This window comes from Teichococcus aerophilus, assembly GCF_014490485.1.
Lineage (GTDB): Bacteria > Pseudomonadota > Alphaproteobacteria > Acetobacterales > Acetobacteraceae > Pseudoroseomonas > Pseudoroseomonas aerophila.
In genome coordinates this window covers 29,544-54,777 of sequence record NZ_JACTVA010000010.1, presented here as the reverse complement: position 1 = coordinate 54,777, position 25,234 = coordinate 29,544, and the positions used below count along the sequence as shown (strand labels likewise).

The 25,234-nt window shown below is 69.5% G+C and carries 24 protein-coding genes and 1 tRNA gene; 11 read left to right on the top strand and 14 right to left on the bottom strand.

Translation table 11 applies throughout. The annotated features are described in order from the left end of the window. Nucleotides 1–120 precede the first annotated feature (120 nt). Both pcaDC and IBL26_RS08060 read right to left on the bottom strand, forming a co-directional pair. Entirely contained in the window at nt 121–1,275 is a 1,155-nt protein-coding gene (gene pcaDC / locus IBL26_RS08065; protein WP_187783959.1) for a bifunctional 3-oxoadipate enol-lactonase/4-carboxymuconolactone decarboxylase PcaDC, read from the bottom strand. Nucleotides 1,276–1,288: 13 nt separating this feature from the next. Continuing rightward, nucleotides 1,289–2,185, bottom strand: coding sequence for a shikimate dehydrogenase (locus IBL26_RS08060; RefSeq protein WP_194443538.1), 897 nt, complete (start codon nt 2,183–2,185; stop codon nt 1,289–1,291). Between the two features lie 148 nt (nt 2,186–2,333). Here IBL26_RS08060 and IBL26_RS08055 point away from each other — a divergent pair, with 148 nt between their 5' ends. Both IBL26_RS08055 and IBL26_RS08050 read left to right on the top strand, forming a co-directional pair. Further along, entirely contained in the window at nt 2,334–3,341 is a 1,008-nt protein-coding gene (locus IBL26_RS08055) for a Bug family tripartite tricarboxylate transporter substrate binding protein (protein WP_194443537.1), read from the top strand. A 241-nt stretch (nt 3,342–3,582) separates the two neighbouring features. Then, the gene (locus tag IBL26_RS08050) at nt 3,583–4,266 is read left to right on the top strand and encodes a TetR/AcrR family transcriptional regulator (RefSeq protein ID WP_367615393.1); all 684 of its coding nucleotides are present in this window, start codon (nt 3,583–3,585) and stop codon (nt 4,264–4,266) included. Nucleotides 4,267–4,546: 280 nt separating this feature from the next. On the opposite strand, the gene IBL26_RS08045 is transcribed toward IBL26_RS08050, so the two are convergent. Both IBL26_RS08045 and IBL26_RS08040 read right to left on the bottom strand, forming a co-directional pair. Further along, nucleotides 4,547–4,867: a hypothetical protein gene (locus IBL26_RS08045; protein ID WP_187783957.1), complete on the bottom strand. Its 321-nt coding sequence runs from the start codon at nt 4,865–4,867 to the stop codon at nt 4,547–4,549. A 51-nt stretch (nt 4,868–4,918) separates the two neighbouring features. Then, the gene (locus IBL26_RS08040) at nt 4,919–5,281 is read right to left on the bottom strand and encodes a hypothetical protein (RefSeq protein ID WP_187783956.1); all 363 of its coding nucleotides are present in this window, start codon (nt 5,279–5,281) and stop codon (nt 4,919–4,921) included. A 71-nt stretch (nt 5,282–5,352) separates the two neighbouring features. Between IBL26_RS08040 and IBL26_RS08035 the strand changes: the two genes are divergently transcribed. Together IBL26_RS08035 and IBL26_RS08030 are read left to right on the top strand one after the other, a co-directional pair. Further along, the gene (locus IBL26_RS08035) at nt 5,353–6,096 is read left to right on the top strand and encodes a hypothetical protein (protein WP_187783955.1); all 744 of its coding nucleotides are present in this window, start codon (nt 5,353–5,355) and stop codon (nt 6,094–6,096) included. 355 nt (nt 6,097–6,451) lie between these two features. Next, nucleotides 6,452–7,936 (top strand): DUF4214 domain-containing protein, encoded by a 1,485-nt coding sequence (locus tag IBL26_RS08030; protein WP_187783954.1) that lies wholly within the window; start codon nt 6,452–6,454, stop codon nt 7,934–7,936. A gap of 519 nt (nt 7,937–8,455) precedes the next feature. Here IBL26_RS08030 and IBL26_RS08025 read toward each other — a convergent pair. Together IBL26_RS08025 and IBL26_RS08020 are read right to left on the bottom strand one after the other, a co-directional pair. After that, complete coding sequence (locus IBL26_RS08025) at nt 8,456–8,710, bottom strand: hypothetical protein (protein WP_187783953.1); 255 nt, start codon at nt 8,708–8,710, stop codon at nt 8,456–8,458. A gap of 352 nt (nt 8,711–9,062) precedes the next feature. After that, nucleotides 9,063–9,153, bottom strand: a tRNA-Ser gene (locus IBL26_RS08020). Between the two features lie 371 nt (nt 9,154–9,524). On the opposite strand from IBL26_RS08020, the gene speD reads away from it, so the two are divergent. Both speD and speE read left to right on the top strand, forming a co-directional pair. Beyond that, nucleotides 9,525–9,974, top strand: a complete 450-nt coding sequence (speD, locus tag IBL26_RS08015) for an adenosylmethionine decarboxylase (RefSeq protein ID WP_187783952.1) — start codon at nt 9,525–9,527, stop codon at nt 9,972–9,974. 85 nt (nt 9,975–10,059) lie between these two features. Beyond that, entirely contained in the window at nt 10,060–10,929 is an 870-nt protein-coding gene (gene speE, locus IBL26_RS08010) for a polyamine aminopropyltransferase (protein ID WP_187783951.1), read from the top strand. A 128-nt stretch (nt 10,930–11,057) separates the two neighbouring features. On the opposite strand, the gene IBL26_RS08005 is transcribed toward speE, so the two are convergent. After that, entirely contained in the window at nt 11,058–11,330 is a 273-nt protein-coding gene (locus tag IBL26_RS08005) for a hypothetical protein (protein WP_187783950.1), read from the bottom strand. A 129-nt stretch (nt 11,331–11,459) separates the two neighbouring features. Between IBL26_RS08005 and IBL26_RS08000 the strand changes: the two genes are divergently transcribed. The 3 genes from IBL26_RS08000 to recA all read left to right on the top strand — a co-directional run bounded on the left by IBL26_RS08000 (nt 11,460) and on the right by recA (nt 14,475). Then, nucleotides 11,460–11,657 carry a hypothetical protein gene (locus IBL26_RS08000; protein ID WP_187783949.1) on the top strand — a complete coding sequence of 66 codons (198 nt, stop codon included), beginning with the start codon at nt 11,460–11,462 and terminating at the stop codon, nt 11,655–11,657. A 61-nt stretch (nt 11,658–11,718) separates the two neighbouring features. After that, on the top strand, nt 11,719–13,230 hold the full coding sequence (locus IBL26_RS07995) for an ATP-binding protein (protein ID WP_187783948.1): 1,512 nt from the start codon (nt 11,719–11,721) through the stop codon (nt 13,228–13,230). Nucleotides 13,231–13,434: 204 nt separating this feature from the next. Then, the gene (gene recA, locus IBL26_RS07990) at nt 13,435–14,475 is read left to right on the top strand and encodes a recombinase RecA (RefSeq protein WP_187783947.1); all 1,041 of its coding nucleotides are present in this window, start codon (nt 13,435–13,437) and stop codon (nt 14,473–14,475) included. A 112-nt stretch (nt 14,476–14,587) separates the two neighbouring features. Here recA and IBL26_RS07985 read toward each other — a convergent pair whose 3' ends face one another. Beyond that, nucleotides 14,588–17,224, bottom strand: coding sequence for an AsmA family protein (locus IBL26_RS07985; protein ID WP_187783946.1), 2,637 nt, complete (start codon nt 17,222–17,224; stop codon nt 14,588–14,590). 4 nt (nt 17,225–17,228) lie between these two features. Continuing rightward, nucleotides 17,229–18,209: an RluA family pseudouridine synthase gene (locus IBL26_RS07980; protein WP_187783945.1), complete on the bottom strand. Its 981-nt coding sequence runs from the start codon at nt 18,207–18,209 to the stop codon at nt 17,229–17,231. A gap of 120 nt (nt 18,210–18,329) precedes the next feature. Here IBL26_RS07980 and IBL26_RS07975 point away from each other — a divergent pair, with 120 nt between their 5' ends. Together IBL26_RS07975 and IBL26_RS07970 are read left to right on the top strand one after the other, a co-directional pair. Continuing rightward, the gene (locus IBL26_RS07975; protein WP_187783944.1) at nt 18,330–18,515 is read left to right on the top strand and encodes a hypothetical protein; all 186 of its coding nucleotides are present in this window, start codon (nt 18,330–18,332) and stop codon (nt 18,513–18,515) included. Nucleotides 18,516–18,794: 279 nt separating this feature from the next. Beyond that, the gene (locus tag IBL26_RS07970) at nt 18,795–20,756 is read left to right on the top strand and encodes an alpha/beta hydrolase domain-containing protein (RefSeq protein ID WP_206684168.1); all 1,962 of its coding nucleotides are present in this window, start codon (nt 18,795–18,797) and stop codon (nt 20,754–20,756) included. A 337-nt stretch (nt 20,757–21,093) separates the two neighbouring features. On the opposite strand, the gene IBL26_RS07965 is transcribed toward IBL26_RS07970, so the two are convergent. From IBL26_RS07965 to IBL26_RS07945, 5 genes are all read right to left on the bottom strand, one after another. Further along, nucleotides 21,094–22,005 (bottom strand): sigma-70 family RNA polymerase sigma factor, encoded by a 912-nt coding sequence (locus tag IBL26_RS07965; protein WP_187783943.1) that lies wholly within the window; start codon nt 22,003–22,005, stop codon nt 21,094–21,096. A gap of 307 nt (nt 22,006–22,312) precedes the next feature. Continuing rightward, complete coding sequence (locus IBL26_RS07960; RefSeq protein WP_187783942.1) at nt 22,313–22,765, bottom strand: carboxymuconolactone decarboxylase family protein; 453 nt, start codon at nt 22,763–22,765, stop codon at nt 22,313–22,315. A gap of 87 nt (nt 22,766–22,852) precedes the next feature. Next, nucleotides 22,853–23,245: a fluoride efflux transporter FluC gene (locus IBL26_RS07955; protein WP_187783941.1), complete on the bottom strand. Its 393-nt coding sequence runs from the start codon at nt 23,243–23,245 to the stop codon at nt 22,853–22,855. Nucleotides 23,246–23,344: 99 nt separating this feature from the next. Then, nucleotides 23,345–23,599 carry a hypothetical protein gene (locus tag IBL26_RS07950; protein ID WP_187783940.1) on the bottom strand — a complete coding sequence of 85 codons (255 nt, stop codon included), beginning with the start codon at nt 23,597–23,599 and terminating at the stop codon, nt 23,345–23,347. Between the two features lie 108 nt (nt 23,600–23,707). Further along, nucleotides 23,708–25,150: a replication-associated recombination protein A gene (locus tag IBL26_RS07945; RefSeq protein WP_187783939.1), complete on the bottom strand. Its 1,443-nt coding sequence runs from the start codon at nt 25,148–25,150 to the stop codon at nt 23,708–23,710. Nucleotides 25,151–25,234 lie beyond the last annotated feature (84 nt).

Sequence of the window (25,234 nt, the reverse complement as noted above, 5' to 3'; positions counted from 1 at the left end):
ATCCAGGGCCACCGGGTCCCGGATCGTCCATCGGCACCGCTACAACTGGTGCCGGCACCCCAGCGTTTCAGCGTCGGCCGTCTCGGCCTGCTGCATGCCGGCACGGGGTCGGCGCAGCCTTCAGGCCGCGTCCATCTCGGCCAGGGTCTGCTTGGCCAGCTTCAGCGCGTGGTTGGCGGCGGGCACGCCGGCATAGGCGCCCACCTGCAACAGCACCTCGGCAATCTCCTCCGGCGTCACGCCGGTGTTGCGGGTGGCGCGCACATGCAGCACGAACTCGCCCTCCCGCCCCAGCGCCGCCATCAGCCCCAGCGTCAGCAGGGACCGGGTGTGACGCGACAGGCCCGGCCGGGTCCAGATGCCGCCCCATACGCTGCGGGTGATGTAGTCCTGGAAGGCGGCGTCCATCGGCGTCGCCGCCGCGCTGGCGCGGGCGACATGCGCGGCACCCAGCACCGCCTTGCGCACCGCCATGCCGGCCTCCAGCGGGTCCGCGACCGCATCCGGCGCCAGGAAGCGCACCAGCGCGGCGGTCACCGCCTCCGGCCGCTCCACCGTCGGGATATGCGCGGCATCCGCCAGCACCTCCAGCACCGCGCCGGGAATGGCATCGCGCAGCGCCTCGGCCGAGGCCACCGGCGTCGCCGCATCCTGGTCCCCCACCAGCACCAGCGTCGGCACCGCCAGCCCGCGCGTAGCGGCGGTCAGGTCGGCAGCGGCAATCGCCTCGGCAGCCGCCGCATAGCCTTCCGCATCGGTACGCCGCAGCATCGCGCGCAGGCCATGCGCCGCCGCGCCCTGCAACGCCGGCGCCGTCACCCAACGGGCGACCACCGCCTCCACCACCGCGCCCATGCCCTGCGCCCGCACCAGCGCGGCCCGATCGGTCCAGCTCTGCGCGGGTGGAATCGCCAGCGCGGTGTCCACCAACACCAGCCGCTTCACACGCTGCGGCGCCTGCGCTGCGAGGGACTGCGCGATCATCCCGCCGATGGAGATACCGGCGACATGCGCCACCTCCACCCCCAGCGCGTCCAGCACGCCCAGCGCATCCCGCGCCAGCGCGTCGATCGCGTAGGGGCCGGGCGTCACCGTCGTCAGCCCATGGCCGCGCAGATCGGGACGGATCACGCGGTACTGGCGCGCCAGCACTCGCGCCTGCTCGTCCCACACATGCAGGTTGGTGCCCAGCGAGTGCAGCAGCAGCACCGCGTCGGCGCCCGGCGGCCCCTCCACCTGCACATGGATGGTCAGGTCTTGCACGGTCACGAACATGCGCGGTGCTGCCTCAGCGGTCGAAGGAGAGGAAGGTCTCGGTCATCCGGGCCGCGTCCGGTGACCGCCCCGTGAAGTGCCGGAAGGCCTCGACGGCCTGGTATACCGCCATGCCGCCGCCATGCGCCACCCGGCAGCCCAGCGCGCGGGCGGTCCGCAGCAACTCGGTCTCCAGCGGGAAGTACACGACGTCGGAGACCCACATCTCCGGCCGCAGCAGCGTGGCGGGCAGGGGCATGCCGGGGTGCTTGGCGGTGCCCATCGGCGTGGCGTTGATCAGCCCGTCCGTGGTACCCACCGCGGCGTTCAGGTCGGTGCCGGCCACGGCGCGCCCGGCGCCGAACCGCTCGCACAGCGAGGCCGCCAGCGCCTCCGCCCGCGCCTTGTCCTGGTCGAACAGCGTCAGCGTGCCGGTGCCCAGCTCCAGCGCCGCATGCGCCACGGCGGCGCCGGCCCCGCCGGTGCCGATCTGCACCACGCGCTGCATGGGCACGTCCGGCAGCAACCGGCGGAAGCCCTCCGCCCAGCCCGGCGCATCGGTGTTGTGGCCGATCCGCTTGCCGTCCCTGAACACCACGGTGTTCACCGCCCCCAGCGCCCGCGCGGCATCCGACAACTCATCCAGATGCGGGATCACTGCCTGCTTGCAGGGATAGGTGATGTTCAGCCCGGCGAAGCCCATCCGCTCGGCCGCCGTCAGCAGCTCCGGCAGCGCCTCCACCCCTAGCCCCAGCACGTCCAGGTCGATCAACCGGTACAGCGCCAGGAAACCCTGCGCTGCGCCCTCCGCCTCATGCATCGCCGGCGTGCGGGACAGCTGGATGCCGGCCCCCACCAGCCCCAGCAGCAGATGCGGGCGGCGCCCCACGGCGGAGCCGGTGGGGGAGGGGGCGGGACTCTGGGTGGTCAAAGGACGACTCTCCTGCAATGCGCGTGGCTTTTGCTCTTGCTATGTTCATGGACTAACTAGTACGTAAAGGTCAATGCGGCATCGCGCCGCACGCCAAGGTGCGCCCTTCGAAGCGCACCGGGAAGAGATGTCTCGGGAAGGATCTACCATGAATCGTCGCCAATTCGGCTGCGCCAGCCTCGGCGTGCTCGCGGCCTCCGCCGGCCTCCTGCCGCGCGCCGGCCAGGCGCAGACCGCGCCCGCCGCCACCCCCGGCGTGTTCCCCGACCATACCGTGACCCTGGTGGTCTCCTGGGCCCCGGGCGGCTCCACCGACTTCGTCGGCCGCCTCCTGGCGCAGCAGATGGCCAAGGAGCTCGGCCAGCCCATGGTGGTGGAAAACCGCGCCGGCGCCTCCGGCACCATCGGCCACCTGTACGTCTCCCGCGCGCGGCCGGATGGCTACACGCTGCTCATGGGCGTCAACAGCACCTACGCCATGGCGACGCATCTCTTCCCCCAGAAGGGCTATGACGACGCCAGCAGCTTCACCCCCGTCGGCCGCATCGCGGAGACGCCGATCTTCCTCTGCGTCCGGCCGCAGACCGGCATCAAGTCGGTGCAGGAACTGATCACCCGCGCCAAGGCCCAGCCGGGCAAGATGAGCTACGCCTCCTCCGGCGCCGGCTCCTCCGCCCACCTTGCGACCGAACTGTTCCTCAAGATGGCCGACATCCAGGTGATGAACGTCACCTATCGCGGCGGCGCCCCCGCCGTGCAGGCGATGCTGGCCGGCGACGTCGAAATGGCCTTCGTCGATGCCGTGACGGCGTTGCCGCTGATCGCCGCCAAGGAAGTCGTCGCCATCGGCGTCAGCAGCCTGCAGCGCAATCCGCTCACGCCGGATGTCCCCACCATCTCCGAATCCGGGCTGCAGGGCTTCGAATGCTCCTCGCAGTTCGCGCTGCTGGCCCCGGCCGGCACGCCGCAGCCGGTGGTGCGCCGCCTGCACACCGCCCTGGTCAACGCCATGAAGGATGAGAGCGTGCTCTCCCGCCTCCGTGCCGCGTCCAACTTCCCCACCGTCGGCACGCCGGAGGAATTCCCCGCCTACCTGGCCACCGAGAGCGGCAAGTGGGCCGAGGTCATCCGCAGCCGCGGCATCACCGCCGAGTAACAGGCCTCTCCCGCACCCCGGGCGCCGCCGGCCAGGGCGGCGCCCAGGCACGGGCAGCAGGGCAGGGCCGTCCATGCATCCGCATGGGCGGCCATCCCGCCCGCGTCGCACAACCATTGCCGAAGCGCTCCGGCACCGTGCCCGCCACGCCCGCCATCCCGCGCCGCGACAAGCCGGGCCGTCGGTGCTAGGCTTCCCGCGCCCGGGCTTCGCGCCTCCCGCTGCTGGATGAATGGAACACGTGTCGATCACCAAGGAGCCCGCCAAGGCGCCGCCCGCCCGCCTTCGCCGTCCCGATGCGGATCGTACCCGGCAGGAAATTCTGGCGGTCGCGCGTGAGGAATTCGCCCTGCACGGGCTGAGCGGCGCGCGGGTGGATGCCATCGCCGCCCGCACCAAGACCGCCAAGCGGATGATCTACTACTATTTCGGCAGCAAGGACGGCCTGTACCTGGCGGTGCTGGAAGAAGCCTATGGCCGCATCCGCGCCATCGAGCGCGAGCTGGACCTGCACGCCCTGCCGCCGCGTGAGGCGATGCGCCGCATGGTGGAATTCACCCTCGATTACCATGACGAGCATCCGGATTTCGTCCGGCTCGTCAGCATCGAGAACATCCACCACGGCCGCTACGTCGCGCAGTCCGAGGTCATCCAGAACCTCAACGTCACGGTTATCGAGATGCTGGCGGACATCATCCGCCGCGGCCAGCAGGAAGGCCTGTTCCGCCAGGACGCCGACCCGGTCGACGTCCACATGCTGATCAGCTCCTTCTCCTTCTACCGCGTCTCCAACCGCCATACCTTCAGCCGGCTGTTCCGGCGGGAGCTGCAATCGGCGGAGACCAAGCAGCACCACAAGCACATGCTGACCGATGCGGTGCTGGGCTTCCTGCAAACGCCCGCCACGCCTGCACCGCGCGGCTGAGATGCCAGGCCGCGCGATTCGCGCGGCCACGCCGCTTCACGGTGCGAGCTTCGACAGAGGCGCCATCCTCCGGCCCCGGCATCTATCTGAGCCCCACACAACGTGCATCCGGGCGCGCCGCTTCGCGGTCGCGCCCGGATGACAGGTCCAGTCAAGCCAGACGGCGCCTTTTGTCGCCGTTTTTCCCAAGGCTTCTTGCCTTCGGGCCAGGGCATGATGGCGGGGAATAGTTCACGCCCGGCAAACAACCGGCGAAATTCCTGCGATGAGGCGCATTTTCTCACCAGCGGCGCTGGCGGAAGTCGCGCTGCACATCCTCCCGCCCCAGATACCGCCCATCCTCATCGTAGAACCGTCGCACGCCGCCACCGGCCGAGCGTTCCGACCGCCCCTCATACTCGCCACGCCAGTCGTAATAGCGCCGGGTCGATCCCTGCCGCTCCACGTACCCGTCATGCCGGTATGCGCGCGGCTGCCGATATTGCTGGTTGGAGTCCTGCCGGCCTTGCGGCCGGCTCCACTGGTTCTGCGCCCAGGCAACACCGTTCGCCGGCGGCACCGCGATCAGCAGTGCCGCCACCATCCACCTGATCCTCCGCATGGCGTCCTCTCTACCGACGCCTCAGCCTGCGGGAGAATCGTCAACGAAGGCTTAACGGTGCGGCCGCGCCAGTGCCGCCATCGCACCGCCGATCCCGGCCACCAGCAGCGCCGTGAACGGCCGCCCGCGAATGGCGCCCGCCACCGCGTTGCCCGCCTTGTTCAGGCTGGCCATGCCCTGGTGCACATAGCCCTCCGCCTGGTCGGCCACGGTCTCCATCGTGTCCCGCGTCTCGTCGCCCAGCCGCTTGGCGGTCTCGTCCAGGCGGCTGAACCCGTCCTGCAGGCTGCTCTGCAGGTCCGTCTTGTCGTCCGGCGTTTCCATCGCTCGCTCCTTCGCGATCCTTGATGCGATTCTAACCAGCGGCAGCCTGGCCAGTTGCAGCGCCCAGCCCACGCCACGCCGTCCGCTCATCAAGAACTTGTCGTTGGCATCCGCCGCGCCAGGGACGTATCGCGGGCTACCGCAACTGCGAGGACAGAGCTGTGACGTCATCCTGGATCCACGCCGCATTCGCCGGCTGCGCAGCCAGCCTGCTGGCCGCCACCACTTCCCTGGCACAGCCTCTCAGCATCCCCGATGTCACCTATCCCACCCTGCCGGCCCAGGCCGCCAGCGCCGACGGCTTCACCCCCACCGGCTGGCGGCAGGAGATTCTGGCCAAGGGCGACCTGAACGGCGACGGCGTCGAGGACCTCGCCCTCCTCCTGCGCAACCAGGCGCCGGAGAGCGTGCTGGACAATCGCGGCCTCGGCCCGAGGCGGTTCGACACCAACCCCCGCATCCTCGCCATCGCCTTCGGCCAACAAGGCGGCTACCGCCTGGCCCTGCAGGACCACACCCTGGTCCGCCGCCCGGTGAGCCCGACCCTGGAAGACGCGATCACCTCCCCGGATGACGTCGCCATCCAGCGTGGCACCCTGCGTGTCACGCAGCACCTGTTCGCCAACGCGGGCTCCTACGGCACATTGCGCCCGACCTTCACCTTCCGCTGGCAGAACAGCCGGTTCGAGCTGATCGGCTACGACAGCCTTTCCGTGAACCGCGGCAGCGGCGACACGGAAGCCGTCAGCATCAACTACAGTACCCACCGCGCCACCGTGACGACCGGCAGCATCGAGAACGACGAGGAAAAGACCCGCCGCCTCACCATTCCCGCCCGCCCCTTGCTCAGCTTGGGCGAGATCGGCGACGGCATCGATTTCGACCCAGGCCTCCCGCGCCGCTGACAGCATCCGGCCAGCGAGGCGATTCCCAGACCCGCCTCCCGCATCGACCGAGACCGAAGCGCCATGAGGCGCCTAGCAAAGCCAGGGCTTGGCCGGAATTCGGCAATTCTACAGCCATGCCAAGCCGGTTCTCCGTGCAAGAGGAAAGTTTCACGGCATAGCGGCATGGCAGGGCCGGCAACCTCCTCACGTCCGCGAAATCTCCCTTTGAGAAAAGAACTTCCGCAGAATTTACCTTCAGAACACATTTATTTTATTTTACGGAAGTATTGCCGCTTTTCAACGTGACCAGAACAGGGCGCAGCGAATGCCTGGGCCTTGGCGTCCAAGAGAAAAAGCGGGAGATCACTGAGTTATGGGCACCCCTGTCAACGTCCCGATTCTCGGCACTCAAACCCTCAACGCATCTGGTTCCTACGATGTCACCCTCGGCCTCAGCTCGCGCATCATCGTCGAGCGCAACGGCACCTCGCCAGCCGGAGACCCGGTGAACGTCACTTTCGACACCGTGACAATCGGCCTGCTCTCCACCATCCAGGTACAGAACGCCAGCCTCGCCATCGACAGCCTGGCCAACGTCAATGCGCTGACGACCTTCAACATCGGCGACGCCGGCAAGCTGGACCTCTCCTCCACCCTCGGCGTGAACCTGCTGTCGCCGATCAACTTCACCGGCGTCGGCGGCCTGCTGGTGCTGAACCCAGGCCTGAACGTCAACCTGCTTAGCAACGTCACCGGCTTTAACTCGGACGACGTGTTGTCCTTCGCCGGCGTTTCCACCGCCACCGATGTTCGCTACGAAGGAGGCCAGATTCAGGTCTTCAACGGCAACACGCTGGTCGCCAGCGCCACCGTCAGCGGCTCCTTCGACGGCGACCAGCTCGGCTTCCAGTCGAACGGGCAGGGCGGCATCAATGTCGGCGTCGGCCTCGGCAATGGTGGCGGCCTGCCGAACGACGAATTCCTCTCCGGCCTGCACACCGACTACATCATCGCGCAAACCGGCCTCGGCCAACTCTATCTGCAGGACAAGGTCGAAGGCCGTGACGGCACGTCCACGTTAACGGACGCCAAGTACATCCTGTTCACCGACGGCGTCGGCCGCTTCGATCCCACCGGCGCGGCGCAGGACGTCACCCACATCTACCAGGCGGCGTTCGACCGCAGGCCCGAGGTCGCCGGCCTCGAATTCTACACCGAACGGCTGGAAGCCGGCGCGATTACCGAGCTGAACGTCGCGACCTATTTCAGCCAGTCGCCCGAGTTCCTCGCCCGCTACGGCAATCTCGATAATTTCGGCTACGTCTCCGCCCTCTATCAGAACATCCTGGACCGGCCTGGCGAAGCCAGCGGCGTGTCCTTCTACGTCGACAAGCTCAACGCCGGCACCCTCGGGCGCGATAACGTGCTGATGGCATTCTCCGACAGCATCGAGAACATCCAGAACTCGCTGTCCTTCACCGGAGACCGCGAATACGGCAGCGCCTACCGCCTCTACGAAGCGGCGCTGAACCGCGCCCCCGAGGCCGCTGGCCTCGAATTCTGGTACCTGCGCCTTGAAGGCGGTGAATCGCTTAGCTCCGTCGCGCGCGGCTTCATCGATTCACCTGAATTCGCCAATCTCTATGGCAGCCTGGACAACGCGAACTTCATCGAGCAGCTCTACCAGAACGTGCTCGACCGTCCGGCCGATCAGGTCGGGCGCGACTTCTACAACAGCTTCCTGCAGAACGGCGGAGATCGGGCGGACGTTCTGGTCGGCTTCTCCGACAGCCTGGAAGCCCGCGTCCTGACCGCCGACGCCACCCACGATAGCTGGGTCTTCCTCGGCTCCGCCTGAGCCTGATCCCGCGCCGGCCCACATAAAGGGCCGGCGCGGCCCACTGCCATTCTAATCTTGGCCGCCCGAGGCACGCTGTACCCGAACTGTCCATCTTGAGCAGAAGCGGGTCCCATCGCTCATCGCCGGCCCTGACACAAGCAGCTACCCGCGCACCATGCCTTCATGGCTGCCACTCTTAAGCGGCCATCAGCCTGAGGCAGACTGGTACGCACCTTGGTTCCGGTAAGCCTCCGTCTGCAAAGGCACTTCGAGCGCCTCGCGCTCGCCGGTCACGCCTGTCAGCATATTTGCCCCTGCATCTAGTAGGCTCCGTTCAACCTGTTCCCAGATCAGTACCGGGTGCCCGGTCACGGCGCCGGCAAACAGAGCAACAAAACGCATGTGAAGCGTCTGTCTGTTTCGTGATCAAGAGTATCCATCAGGCAAGCCGCCTTTTCAGGGCATGCGTCTGGAAAGCGGCTCCCAGACATAACCGCCACTGGGCCCCGATCCTTCTCGCCATTCAGCGGCAGACGATCAGCGGTCTTCCTCTTGCCTCTCGCGATGTCGTTGATCGAGATCCCGCTCCAACGCTCGTCGCGTTGCTGCGGCGTTCCGACGGGCCCACCGCAGCACGAGTGGCAGGGCTGCAATCGCCACGACGCCGAGCCCCAAGATGACGGCGGCGATCGTCCGGCCTGCTGATGTCTCCGCGCCGCCCACCGCCAGAAAGGCACCGACACTCGCGATACCGATCACCCAGGGCAGTGCTTGCACCACGAAGTCGCGCATCCTTGGTATCCCTCCCGGGCACTGCCTTAGCCGGATAGCACGCCGTCCCATCGTGGCAACCGCTCGCGACGAAGCAGGGAAGAGCGCTGAGAGGAAACGGCAGGCGGTGTCGGAACGCCTATATTGGAATGAGCGCAGTTACCTGGATGCGCGTAGGCGGGTCCTCGGCAAAACACCCTCTAGTTCGGCGCGCAAGCCTGGATTCCTGCTCCTACCCACCTCGGCTCCGTCGTGTCCCACACAGCGCAACGCTAAATGGGTCTCGACCGGACACGGCGATACGCCCGGCAGGGCACAAACCCTTCAACCGTACCGGACATCGAACTGCTAGGATTTCATCGGAAGGGGGTTCTGGCGGACGAGGTGGGATTCGAACCCACGATACCCTTTTGAGGTATACACACTTTCCAGGCGTGCGCCTTCGACCGCTCGGCCACCCGTCCATCTCAGGAGGCGGGGTATAATCACGCCGCCGCGCCTCGGCAAGCGTCTCTATGACGGAAATGGGACGGTTTTTTCGTCCATCCCCGGTTTTTTCGCGCCACCCGTCCCCGGCACCGCCACGGCACCGGCTTTCCCACCAATCCGACCCGATATTTTTTCCGTAACATTGCGCCGTGGCTGGAGCCATTGCGGGCCATTCCAGCCCTTACGCGATGAGATGCGCGTCCAACGCGGGGGGGACACGCGATTCTTTCGGCCTCAAAGTCCCGATTTTTCTTGAGGAAGGGGAAAATATGCCTCATATGCGGCGCCGTTGACCCCGATCGATGTTCGATCACCCTGGTCATCTGCTGGTGGAAAGGAGCCCCACATGGACTCTCATATCTCTCCGCTGGGGATGGTCTCGGAATCCCCGAGCGAAGCCCAGACTTTCGATGCCGCTGAGGCGAAGGATTACTTCGTCGAGCGCGATGGCGTGCGTTTCGCCGGTACGCATTTGATCGTGGATCTGTGGGGAGCCACTAACCTGGACGACCCTGCCCATATCGATGCCGTGCTGCGCGAAGCCGCGATCAAGACCGGTGCGACCATCCTGCACGGCCACTTCCACCACTTCTCCCCGAATGGTGGCGTGTCTGGCGTGCTGGTGCTGGCCGAGAGCCATGTCTCGATCCACACCTGGCCGGAGCGTTCCTACGCGGCGCTGGACATCTTCGTGTGCGGGGACTGCAACCCGTACAACGCGGTGCCCGTGCTGAAGAAGGGCTTCCTGCCCGAGCGCGTGCAGCTCGCCGAGCACAAGCGCGGCCTGATCGGCTGACACCAGCCTTTCACGTGATTTGATGGAGGGCGGGGTCCATATGACCCCGCCCTCTTTTCGTGCATCGCCAGAGGATACCCATCCCATGCCGACCGATTCCTGGATCAACGAGACCCTCTACCCCGAATGGGGCCAGCGCTTCATGGTGAAGCGGGAACTCGCCCGTGTGCAGAGCGATTTCCAGGACATCGTGGTGTTCGAAAGCTACACCCACGGCCGCGTCCTGCTGCTCGACGGCGTCGTGCAGATCACGGAAGGCGACGAGTTCGTCTACCAGGAGATGCTGACCCACGTGCCGCTGCTGGCGCATGGCGATGCCAAGCGCGTGCTGATCATCGGCGCCGGTGACGGCGGCGTGCTGAAGCGCGTCCTGCAGCACAAGAATGTCGAGAAGGCCGTGATGGTCGAGATCGACGGCGAGGTCATCCGCCTCTCCAAGGAATTCCTCCCCGGCATCGCCGGCGATGCCTGGAACGACCCGCGCGCCGAAGTGCTGGTGGCCGATGGCATCGACTACGTCCGCAAGGCCGCCGATGGCAGCTTCGACGTGGTGATCGTGGACAGCACCGACCCGATCGGCGTCGGCGAAGTGCTCTTCACCGATGAGTTCTACGCCAATGTCGCCCGCCTGCTGACGGACAAGGGCGTCATCGTCAACCAGTGTGGTGTCCCCGCCATGCAGGCGGACGAGCTGCACGACACCTCGCTGCGCCGCGCCAAGTCCTTCAGCGACATCTTCGCCTATGTCGCCGCGGTCCCCACCTATGTGGGCGGCTTCATGACGCTGGGCTGGTCCGCCAAGGATGCCACGCTGCGCCAGGTGGACACCGCCACCATCCGCGCCCGCGCGGAAGCCGCCGGCATCCTGGGCCAGACGCAGTACTGGACGCCGGAGATCCACACCGGCGCCTTCCACCTGCCGCCCTATATCGCCAAGCACCTGCCGCAGGGCTGAGCCCTGCCGCCATGGCCGTCGCCCCAGGCGCCCGGCCATGGCCAACCTGCTGGCCTTCAGGCAGCGCGGCCCATGCTCCGGCATGGGCCGCGCGTCTGATTCCAGGCCCGGGATGCGCCGGCCTCCGGCTATTCCGCCGGCCCGAACGGCGAATCGATCTCCTTCAGCAGGGCGCTGGAAAGTCCCTGCAGCCGCACCAGCAACCCGGCCATGGCCGGACGCAGCGCCTTGCCGTCCTCCTCCGGCAACATCAGCACGGCGCCGCACAGCCGGTTCATCTCGGCCTCCAGCCCATCCAGGTCCAGCCAGCGCCCGGCCGTGGCCAGGGCGGTGGCAACCGCCAGGGTGGAATCCATCGCTTCGATGCGGGCCAGCACGGCCGGGTTCTGCGGAGAGGTCATGGCACCGGGACGATACAGGCCCGCTCCCTAACAGATCCTTGCCGCGCCACGCCGCATTGACCGTCTCTTTACTGACCGCTGGCACAATGCCGCCTGTCCCCGCCACAGGAAGGAGCGAAGGCGATGCAAATGGACCATGCCCTGAGGGTCGCCGCCGGCCCGGCGGCGGAGCCGGATGCCATCCTCTCCACCGCCGAACGCCTGCTTCGCCCCGGCCCAACCAGCGGCGGCCGGCCAGGCCCGCGCGCCGGCCAACCGCCGGACAATCAAGCCACGCTGCGCGCCTGCCAGGATGTGCTGAACCGTACCCTGGCATTGTTACGCTAGCGCCGCCCGCCCGCGCATGTTTCATGCCTGACTCACGTTTCCGTGAGGCTATACTGCGGGCATGAAATGGTGGCGCTTCCCATGGCGGCGGCAGGCGGAGGCACGCCTGTCCCAGGCCGTACTCGATGGCCTGCCGGATGCAGCGGCGTGGCTGGACGATGTCGGTTGCATCCTGGCCTCCAACGCCGCGCTGCGGCAGGCGCTCGGCCCCGCCCAGCCGGTGCGGCGCCGCATGCCGGCCAGCCAGCTCTTCGCGGCGGCGGATCGTACGGCGGCGCTGTCCTGGCTGCAGGGCGGGCGGGCACCGGGGCAACTCCGCCTGGCCGCGCCGCAGGGCATCGCGGAGCAACCGGTCCTGCCACACCGCATCCCGCTTCCGCACGGCGAATCGCTGCTGCTGCTGCGCCAGGTCGCCAGCCGGGACAACGCGGCGGAAGCCGACCGCCTGCAAACCCTCGGCACGCTGGCCGGCGGCATCGCGCATGACTTCAACAACCTGCTGACGGTGGTGCTGGGTGCCAGCGAGGACGCGTTGCGCCTCGCCGGCCCGGCGCCCGACCCGGCCCTGGCGGCGGAACTGGCGCAGGTGCGGCAGGCGGCGGAACGGGGCGCGCTGCTAGTGCGACAATTGCTCGCCTACGCGCGCCAGCAGGTGCTGGCCCCCCGGTTGGTGGAGCTGAACGGCGCCGTCGAAGGCATCGCCCGCCTGTTGGAACGCACGGTGCTGCGCCAGGGTGTCACGTTGGAACTGGCGCTGGACGACCCCGGCCGCCAGGTGCTGATCGACCCGTCGCAGCTGGACCGCGTGGTGATGAACCTGGCGATGAATGCCCGCCAGGCCATGCAACAGGGCGGCCGGCTGCAGCTCGGCACCGGCCGGCTGGTGTTGCTCTCCGCCATGCCAGGCGTGCCGGACACGGTCCCCGCCGGCCGCTGGACGGTGCTGGAAGTCGCCGATACCGGCCCCGGCATCCCCGCCGACATCTTGCCGCGGATCTTTGAGCCGTTCTTCACCACGCGCATCGACCAGGGCGGCACCGGGCTCGGCCTCGCCACGGTGCATGGCATCGTCCGCCAGTCCGGCGGCTACATGGTGGTGGAGAGCGCGGCAGGGCAGGGCACCCGCTTCCGCATCCTGCTCCCGCGCGTGGAGGCACCGCCGGAGGCCCCGCGCCCTACGCCCCAAGCCGCCATCCCTCATCCCGTACCCCAGGGCCCCATCCTGCTGGTGGAGGACGAGGCACCGCTGCGCCGCCTGGCCGAACGCGCCCTCGGCCGCGCCGGACATGAAGTGGTGGTGGCCGAGGATGCCGAATCGGCGCTTGAACTGGTGGCCGGGGGTCTGGTGCCGGCGCTGCTGGTGTCGGACGTCGCCATGCCCGGTATGGACGGCGTCGCCCTGGCCCAGGCCTTGCGGCGGGACCTGCCGGGCCTGCCCGTCCTCCTGGTCAGCGGCTACGCCAACGCAGTGGTTGAAGCGCAACTGGCGGAGGCCAATATCCGTTATCTCGCAAAGCCTTACAGCCCGTCCGGACTCGTAGACGCCGTCGCGGAACAAATCCGCCCGGCCTGATACGAAAGCGCTTGCGGAACGGCCTGAGTGTGAACATATAGGGAACGAAAGATCCATGACGAACCGCCGCTTGGTGCGGCGCCCGAACAGGGGCATTATGGATCGCGAAATCGTGAACTTAACCCGGGCTCTTGTTCGCACAGGCCTGCCCGGCCCATACCAGCCAACTCACTACGACCAGCGACGCCAGAAGGGGTCCTTACCATGGACAAGAACAAGGCGCTCGACGCCGCGCTCAGCCAGATCGAACGGGCCTTCGGCAAGGGCTCTATCATGCGCATGGGCGCCAAGCAGCAATCCGATGAGGTGGAGGTTATCTCCACCGGCTCGCTGGGCCTCGACCTGGCGCTGGGCATCGGTGGCCTGCCGAAGGGCCGCATCATCGAGATCTACGGCCCGGAATCCTCGGGCAAGACCACCCTGGCGCTGCATGCCATCGCCGAGGCGCAGAAGAAGGGTGGCACCTGCGCCTTCATCGACGCCGAGCACGCGCTCGACCCCGGCTATGCCCGCAAGCTGGGCGTGGACGTGGACAACCTGCTGATCTCCCAGCCCGATGCCGGTGAGCAGGCGCTGGAGATCTGCGACACGTTGGTGCGTTCCGGCGCCATCGACGTCGTGGTGGTCGACTCCGTCGCCGCCCTGGTGCCGCGTGCCGAGCTGGAAGGCGAGATGGGTGACACCCATGTCGGCCTGCATGCCCGCCTGATGTCCCAGGCGCTGCGCAAGCTGACCGGCACCGTCTCCCGCTCCAACACGCTGCTGATCTTCCTGAACCAGATCCGGCTCAAGATCGGCGTCATGTTCGGCAACCCGGAGACGACGACGGGCGGCAACGCGCTGAAGTTCTACGCCTCCTGCCGCATGGAGATCCGCCGTATCGGGCAGATCAAGGACCGCGAGAACGTCGTCGGCAACCAGACGCGCGTGAAGGTAGTGAAGAACAAGATGGCGCCGCCGTTCCGCCAGCTGGAGTTCGACATCATGTACGGCGAGGGTATCTCCAAGGTCGGCGAGCTGATCGACCTTGGCGTGAAGGCCGGCGTGGTCGAGAAATCGGGCGCCTGGTTCAGCTGCGACAACCAGCGCATCGGCCAGGGCCGCGAGAACGCCAAGCAGTTCCTGCGCGACAATCCGGCGATGGCCGACAGCATCGAGAAGCGCATCCGCGCCCAGTCCGGCCTCGTCGCCGAGGCGATGCTGACCAGCCCGGATGCCGAGACCGAGGACGCCGCGGCCGAGTAAGGCCGCGACACCACGAAACGAAGAAGGGAGCCTCACGGCTCCCTTTTTTTATGCCTGCGGCGCGGCACTGCCGGCCATCTCCCGGCGCCAGCCGGGCCGACTGACTGGTTGATTACCGGCCCAGCAGGCCGCGCAGCAGGTCGGCCGGGTTGACGCGGCGTTGTTCCTGCTGCGGACGCGCTTCCGCGGCAGGCACGGGACCGCTGCGGCCGCCGCGTGCCACCGCCAGTTGCTGCGCGCAATCCGGCAGGCTGCCAGCCGGGCGGCCCGCCAGTTCCTGTGCCAGCTGCCCGAGGGCGGAGACGCTGGATTCGCGCTGCCGCGCCGCGAGGTCGCCCAGGATGCTGGCGGCGGCCTGGGCGGCGCCGCCCTGGTCCAGCCGATAGCCCGGATTGGCGAAGGTGCCGGTGATGCGCACCGGCGCGCTGATGCCGACGCCGGCGATCCTTACCTGCGGCAGCAGGCGTAGGTTCAGCCGCTCCTGCTTCAGGTCGATCTCGCCACTGCCGGTGATGTTGGCCAGGCTGGTTTCCAGCAACAGCGCTTCCGGCCGGCCGATACCGTCGCGGAAGGCGAGGCGCAGCGCCAGGCAGCGCAGCGCCGTGCTGCCCTCCCGCGGTGCGTTGGGCACCAGCAGGCGGCGCAGGTCGCCGGCGAAGCGGTCCAGCAGGCTGTTGTCGATCTGCCCGTTCGCCATCGCCACGGCGAAGGGGCCGGTGAGGGAGGCGGCGACCGCGCGGAGATCGGCGCCCGCGCCAGTCAGGTCGGTTTCGATTTCTACCCGGCCGCTGCTCTGGGCGGGCAGGCGGTAGGTTTGCAGCAGGGGGCGCAGGTCGATACCGGCGCCTTCGTGCCGGGCGCTCAGGGCGAAGCTGGGCGGGGTGGCGTTGGCATCGGCGCGTAGCACCATGGCCATGCGGCCGCCCGGGACGCCGAGCGAGACGGGGTCCAGCGCCAGCCGACCGTCCAGCAGCGCCAGGGTGATGCGCTGGTCCCGATAGAGGATGCCGTCGGCGATCCAGTCCCCGACATTCAGCTGGATGTTGGCATCCAGCGTCTTCAGCGCCGCCACCGGCAGCGGGATGGCGGGGATCAGCCCCGGCGGTGGGGCCGAGGGCGTGGCCGGGGTGGCGGGCACCGCCGGTGTCGCGGGCGTGGCGGGGATCGCAGGAGTAGCGGGCGGCGTGGTGGCTTGCGGCGCGGCGGAGACCGGGGCGGCGGCGGTCAGCTCGTCCAGGTTGATGCGTGGTGCGTTCAGCCGGGCGGTGACGGTGCGGCGGGGGGCGAGGACCAGGCTGGCCTCACCTTCCAGCGCGATGCCGCGGGCCTGCAGGTGCAGGTCGCTGGCGGCGATGCGGTTGCCGTCGCGCGCCAGGTTGCTGTCCAGCCGCAGGTCCTGCAGCTGCGGCAACGGCAGGGCCAGGGAGCGCGATAGCGACAGCGTATCGGCTGCCTGGACAGACAGACGGCCGGAGAGCGCGGCGCGACGCGGGCCGGCCAGCGTGGCCCGCGCCTGGGCCGCCGTGCCTTCGCCGCGCAGGGCGGCGGTGATGGGCCAGGGCTCGGCGGAGAGCAGCACGGGCAGCGGTGGCAGGCTGGCCTCGCCCTGCCAGGCCTGGCCGTTCAGGGTCAGGGCACTGGCCAGGGTGACGGGCTGGCCGCTGCCGGCGATGCCGACTGTGCTGGCGCCGAGGCGGAGACCGGGTTGCAGGCTGCCGAGGTCGCCGCCGGCGGTGTGCAGGCGCAGGCTTTGCACATCCGGCGGGGCGCCGGGGCCGGCATCGGCGACGCGGGCCTGCAGGTCCAGCCCGGAGAGTGGCGGCAGGGTGGTGCCGGGGCGCAGGAAGGGGGAAAGGCGGTCCGCCCGGTCGGCGGTGGCGTTGAGGGCGATGCGCCAGCCGGAGGCGGTTTCCGGGTGGGCGATGGCGCCATCCAGCACCGCCTGGATGCCAGGGGCGGCGAGGGTCAGGCGCAGGGGCCAATCGGCGGGCTCGGCCTGGGTGCCGAGCAGGCGCGGCAGCGGGCCGGCCTGGCCGCGTGCGGCCAGGGCGACGCCGCGCAGGGTGAACTGGCCTTCGAAGTCGATCGGCGCCGTCGGCTCGGGCGCGGTGAGGGCGAGTTCGCGGACTTCCAGAGTCTCGATGCGGCCGGAGCGGGGGTCGCGCCAGCCGATGCGGCCGCCTTCGATGCCGATGGCGGCGATGGAGAGGGCCAGCGGGGTGTTGGCGGCGGGTTCCGCCGTGGTGGTAGGGGCCGGGGCGGGGGAAGCCGGGCGGGCGGGGGTGAAGCGCCAGTTGCCGCGGCCTTCGGCGTCCGTCTCCAGCAGCAGGTCGGGCTCGATCAGCGTCACCCGCTCGAACGCCACGTGGCGGGAGAGCAGGGGGAGGAGGGCGAGCTTGGCTTCCACCCGGCGGGCGGTCAGCATCTCCGGCCGGCTGGCGCCGGGCGGGTTGGCAAAGGCGACGCCATCCAGCGTCACGGTCGGGACCAGGGACAGCTTCAGGCCGATGGGGCCGGAAAGGGTCAGGCTGCGGCCCGTCGCCTGCTCCACCGCCGCGAGCAGGCGGGGGCGCAGGACGTCGTCCCGCAACAGGTAGCGCAGGGTGCCGTAGCCCGCCGCCGGGATGGCGACGAGCACGGCCAGCACCACCAGGGCGCGGCGGCCGCGCCGGCGGCGGGGTGGCGGGGCGGCTGCCCGCAGGCCGGTGGGCGGGGCCGCCGTCCGGAGACGGGAGGGAGGCGTCGCCATGGCGTCAGGCCGTGCGCTTGGGCGCCGCGTTGCGCGGCTTGTCGAAGCCCAGCGTGGCGAAGCTTTCCAGCATGTGCGGCGGCAGGGGGGCGGTGACGTCCAGCGTGCCGCCTTCCGGGTGCGGGATGTTCAGGTTGCGGGCGTGCAGGTGGAGGCTGTGGGACATGCCTTCCAGATGCGCGGCCTGGCCGCCGTACTTGCCGTCGCCCAGGATGGGGCATTCCAGCGCGCTGGCGCAGTGGACGCGCAGCTGGTGGGTCCGGCCCGTCAGCGGGCGCAGTTCCAGCCAGGAGGCGTGGCGGCGGGCGACGTCGCGCGTCACGTACTCGGTGACGGCGAAGGCGCCGTCCTTACCTTCGGCGGGGACGACGCGTTCGCCCATCGGGCCGCCGCCCTGCTTGGCCAGGGCCATGTCGATACGCCCGGCCTCGTGCTGCGGCTGGCCGACGACGATAGCCCAGTAGGTCTTCTTCGCATCGCGCGAGCGGAAGGCGCGGGCGAGGAAGGAGGCGGCGCGCTGGTCCCGCGCCAGGAGGATGACGCCGGAGGTATCCCGGTCCAGCCGGTGGACCAGGCGGGGGCGTTCCTCGTGGCCGAAGCGCAGCGCGTCCAGCATGCCATCGAGGTGGCGCTTGATGTTGGGGCCGCCCTGCACGGCGAGGCCGTGGGGCTTGTCCAGCGCGATGATGCTGTCATCGACGTGGAGGATGGCGCGCTCCAGCATCTTGACGTCCTCGGGGGACACTTCGCGGATTTTGGGACCCATGTCGGGGGCGGGGCCCTCGGGGATGGGGGGGATGCGGATTTCCTGGCCACGATCGAGCCGGGTATTGGCTTCGGCCCGCTTGCCATCCACGCGGATCTGGCCGGTGCGCAGCAGCTTCTGCAGCGCGCCCTGGGTCAATTGCGGGAAATAGCGGCGGAACCAGCGGTCCAGCCGGGAGTCGGCGTCCGCCGCGTGCACAGTGCGGTGCTGGATGGTCATGCGCGCGGATTAGCCGGAGCGGCGCGCGGCGTCGAGGTAAATTCGCTTGACGGAAAGGAATATATTCCTTACTATCTTACTTCCTTACCGGGTGGAGGCGCGGCGATGCGGATGGCGAAGATGACCAGCAAGAACCAGCTGACCCTGCCGAAGGCGGTGGTCGAGGCGCTAGGGGCGCCGACGCATTTCCGCGTGCAGGTGCATGATGGAGTGTTGCTGTTGTGGCCTGGGAAGATGGTCAGCGCGGCGGATGCGGGCCGGGCGGTTGATGGAGGGGAGGTTAGCGCGGCGACGCGGGCAAAGTAAAGGAATATATTCTTTTCGGGTGGCGGGGCTGCGTGGCACGGGGGCGTCGGCGGGCCGGGGTGTGGGCGGCAGCGAGGAGGAGGTGGTTGACGGGGGCGGGCTGTGTGACGTTCCTTGTTAACTAACTGGTACGTTCAGCGCCGCGGCCGCTTTCCGGTGGCGGCGGGCGCGGGGTGGCAGGATGGTGCGTCTGCCCGCGAACTTCGCGGTGCCGGTGCCGGACGGGAACACCCGCCGGGGCGATGACGGCCATAAGAAGCAAGAACGGAGGGAATGGGGATGTCGGTGAAGTCTCTCTATCTGGGTTCGGCCCTGGCCCTGGGGGCGCTGGGTTGCGCCGCCCCGGCCCTGGCGGAGGTGACGCGGTTCGAGGTGCTCTCCCGCGAGGCGGCGGCGCTGGGCGGACGGGCGTTTGGCGCGCGGGGGGGGCAGGCGGAGAAGATCACGGCGCGGGCGACGATCGCGCTGGACCCGGCCGACCCGCGCAATGCGGTGATCGCCGATCTCGACCGGGCGCCGCGCAATGCCGAGGGGCGGGTGGAGGCGACCACGGAGGTGGTGATCCTGCGCCCGGCGCAGACCAACGGCACGCTGCTGTTCGAGGTGCTGAACCGCGGGCGCAAGCTGGTGACCGGCTGGGCGCAGGATACGGATGCGGCGCCGGCGATCCGGCTGGAGCGGGCGGAGGATGCCGGCAACGGCTTCCTGCTGGAGCAGGGCTACACTCTGGTCTGGGCCGGGTGGCAGCATGACCTGCCGGCCGGGCAAGGTTTGCTGCGGATCGACCTGCCGGTGGCGGCGGGGGTGACCGGGCCTTCCCGCGACGAGTTCACCTTCACCGACGCGGCGAGCCCGAAGCGCGCGGTGCTGAGCTACCCGGTTGCCGACCGCGCTTCCGCCCGCATGACGGTGCGGGCACGCACGGACCAGGAGCGGCAGCCGCTGGCGGAAGGCAGTTTCCGCTTCATCGACGACAACACCATCGAGATCGACCGCCCGGCCGGGATGGCGGAGGGCGCGCTGTATGAGCTGACCTACACGGCGCGCGACCCCAAGGTGACGGGCATGGCGCTGGCCGCGATCCGCGATGTCTCCAGCTTCCTGCGGCGGGAAGGGGGTGCGGCCAACCCGCTGGCGGCCGATGGGCGGTCCGGGCTGGACCGGGCGATCGGGTTCGGGATCTCGCAATCCGGGCGGGTGCTGCGGGACGTGCTGTATTACGGCATGAACGAGGACGAGGCGGGGCGGATCGTCTTCGAGGGGATGATGCCGATCATTCCCGGGGCGCGGCGCAGCTTCACCAATGCGCGGTTCGGCCAGCCGGGGCGCAACCCGGGGCCGCAATACGACCGGCTGTACCCGGTGCTGCAATTCCCCTTCACCTACGAGGTGCTGGACGACCCGTTGAGCGGGCGGCGGGATGGGCTGCTGCTGCGTTGCCGCCTGACCAATAGCTGCCCCGTGGTCATGCAGATGGATTCCGAGTTCGAGTTCTGGGGCTCCCAGGCCAGCCTGGTGGTGACGGACCCACAGGGCCGGCATATCGACCTGCCGGCGAATGTGCGGGCCTACGCGGTGGCGGGTGCGCCGCATGGCAATCCGTGGAACGCGGCTTCCCGCCAGACACCGGCCTGCGTGATGCCGTTGAACCCGATCAGCCAGGGGCCGGCGCTGCGCGCGCTGCTGGTGGCGATGGAGCGCTGGATGCGCGATGGCGTGGAGCCGCCCGCCAGCCGCTACCCGATGCTGGCGCAGGGCACGCTGGTGCCGGCGGCGGCGGTGTACCCGGAGATTCCGGGCCTGCCTTACCGGGGGCAGTATGTGCGGGCCGAGCGGATCGAGACCGCGGCGCCGGTGCCGGTGGCGCGGGGGAGCTACCCGATCTTCCTGCCGCGGGCAGGGCTGGACGGCAACATGATCTCCGGCATCCGGCTGCCGGTGATCGCGGCGCCCCGGGCCACCTATGTCGGCTGGAACGCGCAGGCGGGGGCCGAGGGGCCGCAGGAGCTGTGCACGCAGGTGGGCGGCGTGGTTCCGCTGGCGGCGACACGGGCAGCGCGCGAGGCGGCGCGGGACCCGAGGCCGTCGCTGGAGGAGTTGTACCCGACGGCTGAGGCGTATGTGGCGGCGGTGCAGGCGGCGGCGAGCCGCATGGTGGCCGAGCGGCTGTTGCTGCCGATGGATGCCGAGGCGGCCGTGCGGGCGGCGCGGGAGGGGCAGCTGGCGCGGCTGATGCCGTGAGGAAACGCCTGAATCGCGCGACCAGACACAGGCAGGGAGCGGGGTACGTGAACGGTACGCATCATGCTCCGGAGTGTGATGGCGTGAGGTGGAAGCACCGAGAAGCCTGAATCACGCGATCAAGCAAAGGCATGGAGCAGGGTGCATGAACGGATGTGGACGCATCGTGCTCCAGGGCCGGGTTGGTGATCCGGGTTCCGGCTGCTTCGGCCCGGGACGGTCACGCGCGGGGGGATGCCCGTCGCTGAGGGAAGCGGCGGGCGTGGTTTGGCGTGTTGGCCTGGCTGGTTGCTTCGCGTTTCTGGTGCCGCCGGGCCATGGCGAACGGATGCGTGGGTCAGGCGGGCGGGGTGGGCTGCTGGAAGCGGTGGCGGATGGCTTCCAGCTTTTCCGGGTTGCGCATGACGTAGATGGCGGTGATGCGGCCGTCCTCGACCTCCAGCGCCGTGGTCTGGGGCAGGCCGTCATGTTCCAGCGTGACATAGCCGGGCAGGCCGTTGATGCGGCCGGCGTGGAGCAACTGCGGTGGGGCGGGGCGCTTGCGGGCGATGCCGGCGATCAGGCGCAGGCATTTCTCCAGGCCGGTGACGACGCGGAGCGCTGCCGGGCGGATGCCGCCGCCATCGGAGTGGAAGCTGGCGTTCTCGGCCAGGAGGCCGCGCAGGGTGGCGAGGTCGCCGGCGGCGGTGGCGCGCTGGAAGGCGGTGGCGATGCGGGTGGCTTCCGCGTCATCCACCGCGAAGCGTGGTTCGTGCTGTTCGAGGTGGCTGCGGGCGCGGCTGGCGAGCTTGCGGCAGGCGGGTTCCGTGCGGCGGAGCAGGGCGGCGATCTCGGGGAACGGGGTGTCGAACAGGTCGTGCAGGATGAATACCGCGCGCTCGGCCGGGGAGAGGCGTTGCAGGGTGAGCAGCATGGCCACCGAGACGTCCTGGGCGCGGGCGAGTGCGGCCTGTTGCGGGGCTTCCGCATCTTCCACCACCGGTTCGGGCAGCCAGGGACCGACATAGCGTTCGCGCCGCACCCGGGCGGATTTGAGGTGGTCCAGGCTGAGGCGGGCGGCGGTTTTCAGCAGGTAGGCGCGGGGGGTCTCGATCTGCTCGCGCGGGGTGGCGCGCCAGCGGAGGAAGGCGTCCTGGGCGATGTCCTCCGCCGTCGCGAGGGAGCCGGTCATGCGATAGGCGAGGCCGACCAGGTCCGGGCGGACGGCGGTGAAGCTGTCGAGATCGGGGTTCGGGGCCTCTGGCGGCATGGTGGGGTGGCCTTGCGGGTGTTCGGGCGGGTGGCAACCGGGGGGTGGCAACGGGGGGGGGTGGCTGAGGTGGGCAGCGTGAAGCGGGGAGCGGGTTGGACCATGGCCGTGTTTGGCGGTGGTGGACATTCCTCTGACTTGTGAGGCGCTGGGTCAGTGGAGCGCTGGGCCGATGGGACGATGGGCTGGTGAAACGCTGGGGCGGTGAAAGCGGGGGGATGAAGGCGGCGACGGGGCGTGGGGTTGTGGCTTTTGCCAGGGTGGGATGGCCAGGGGCGGGGGTGTGGCGGCGCCCCTGGCCAGGTGGTCAGGCGCGCGGGGCGGGCGGGACGCTGCCGAAGCCGATGGAGAGCCGGTTCCAGGCGTTGATGGTGGTGATGGCCAGGGTGAGGGCCACTGTCTCGGCATCCGCGAAATGCGGAGCCAGGGCGTCGTAATCCGCCTGCGGGGCGTGGGTGGTGGCGACGAGGGTCAGGGCCTCCGTCCAGGCCAGGGCGGCGCGCTCCTTCGGGGTGTAGTGGTGCGGGGCTTCGCGCCAGGCGTTGAGGAGGTAGAGGCGGGCCTCGGTCTCGCCGGCCTTGCGGGCGTCCCTGGTGTGCATGTCGATGCAGAAGGCGCAGCCGTTGATCTGCGAGGCACGGGTCTTCACCAGTTCCAGCAGGCTGTGGTCCAGGCCGGAGGAGGCGACGGCCTTTTCCAGCGCGTACATGGCTTGCAGCAGGTCCGGCGCGGCTTTGGCGTAGTTCAGTCTCTGGGTCATCGCGGTCTCGTCGTGGTTGTGTGCCGGTAAGACGAGATGGCGGGGGCGGGTGTGACGGGGCGGCGCGAGAAAAGTGGCGCGGCTGCTTCAGTGCATGAGGGTGCGGCCGAGGGCGAAGGTGAGGGCGAAGGCGCCAAGGCCGCCGACGAGGGTGAGGGCGAGGTAGCCGGCGCCCAGCGCGGGCGAGCGCAGGAACAGCGTGCCGACATCGAGCGAGAAGGCGGAGAAGGTGGTGAAGCCGCCGAGGATGCCGGTGATGAGGAAGACGCGCATCTCCGGCGAGAGCTGCAGGCCGCCGAGGATGAGGCCGCCGAGCAGGCCGATGACGGCGCTGCCGATGACGTTGACCGCCAGCGTGCCCCAGGGCAGCGCGGTGCCGAACCAGTGGGCGCACCAGAGGCCGGCGGCGTAGCGCAGCACCGAGCCGGTGGCGCCGCCGAGGGCGACGAGGGCGATGAGGCTGGGGGCGAAAGGGTTCATGCGGGCCTGCGCGGTGGTGGCGCCGGGGAGAGTGGCGCGGCGGGCGGGCCGGGGCAAATGGTGGGGTGGGCCTGGGCTGGGGCCCCGGCCGTGGTGGTTTTAGTGGGCCGGCGTCTCCTGGCTCGGCTGGGGCTGCTGGTCCTGCTGCTGGCGGCGTTCGGCGGCGTGGCGGCGGTGGACGCCGACCGCGCAGCCGGCGGCGGCACCGGCGACCGCGTGGCCATGGCCGACGAAATGGCCGGCGACGGCGCCGACGGCACCATCGCGCACGCAGCCGCCGGTCTTGGCTTCCGCGGGGATTGTGGCGAGGCCCAGGCCGGTGGCGAGGAGGGCGGCGGTGAGGATGGCACGCATGGGACGGGGTCTCCTGCTGTCCGTGTCCTGTTCAACGCGCGGGTGGCGGCGCGCGGTGCATGAAAGCTTGGACATCGGGCGTTCAGGTTCACCGGTAGCGGGCGGGGCTCAGTCCTCCCGCCGGCGGGATTTGAGGGTGGACCAGTAGTCGAGGCGCTTGCGGATGTCGCGTTCGAAGCCGCGTTCGTTGGGGGCGTAGAAGGTGGCGTCGGCGAGGTCGTCGGGCAGGAATTGCTGGCCGGAGAAGGCGTCCGGGTGGTCGTGGTCGTACTGGTAGCCGGCGTGGCGGCCGATCTGCTTCATCAGCTTGGTGGGGGCGTTGAGGATGCTCATCGGCGGTGGGATGTGGGCGCTGCGCTGGGCGGCGGCCATGGCGGCGTTCCAGCCATTGTAGCTGGCATTGGATTTGGGCGCGGTGGCGACGTAGTTGATGGCCTGGGCGAGGAACAGGCGGCCTTCCGGCCAGCCGATACGGTCGAAGGCCTGCCAGGCGGTGAGGACCTGCACCATGGCCTGCGGGTCCGCCATGCCGACATCTTCCGAGGCGGCGCAGGCGAGGCGGCGGAACACCGCTTCCGGCGCTTCCCCGGCATGGACCATGCGGGCGGCGTAGTAGAGCGCCGCGTGTGGGTCCGAGCCGCGCAGGGATTTGTGGAAGGCGCTGAGCAAGTCGTAATGGCCGTCGCCCGCCTTGTCGTGGCTGGGCATGCGGCGTTGCAGGAGCTGGCCCATGGCGGGGATGTCCAGCGCCGCCGGGGGGGCGCTTTCGTCGCCGTCTTCGCCCGCATCCGTTGCCGGGCTGGCGGCGGCGCCGTGGCCGGCGAGGGTGGCGATCTGCTCGGCCATGTTGAGCATGTAGCGGCCGTCGCCGCCGGACATTTCTATCAGTGCGTCGCGGGCTTCGGGGGTGACGGGGAGGGGGGCGCCGAGATGGTCCTCGGCGCGGGACAGGAGGGTGCGGAGGGCCGGTTCGTCCAGCGCGTTGAGGATGAGGACGCGGACGCGGGAGAGGATGGCGCCGTTCAGCTCGAAGGACGGGTTCTCGGTCGTGGCGCCGACGAGGACGATGGTGCCGTCCTCGATATAGGGCAGGAAGGCGTCCTGCTGGGCGCGGTTGAAGCGGTGGATCTCGTCCACGAAGAGCAGGGTGCCCTGGCCAATGCGGCGGCGCAGCTTCGCGGCGTCGAACACCTTGCGGAGGTCGGCGACGCCGCCCTGGATGGCGGAGACGGCTTCGAAATGCAGGTCCGTGGCGCCGGCGAGCAGCCGGGCGATGGTGGTCTTGCCGGTGCCGGGCGGGCCCCAGAGGATCATGGACGCGATGGCGCGGGCGGCGACCATGCGGGCCAGGGGCGCGCCGGGGCCGAGCAGGTGGTCCTGGCCCGCGACCTCGGCCAGGGTGGTGGGGCGGAGGCGGTCCGCCAGGGGGCGGGTGTCGGGGCCCTGGCGCTCCAGCTGGGCCACGGCGGCGCCGGGCGGCGGGGCGAAGAGGTCCTCGTTTCCGGCGGGGGTCGTGGCGTCCTGGGCGACGGGGGCGGCTTTGCGGGGCATTGCCCTTCATATAGGGCGGAACGGGCGGGGCTTCCCAGCCTTGGGCCATCCGCGCTACGTCAGCGCCCGAATTTCCCTCTTCTC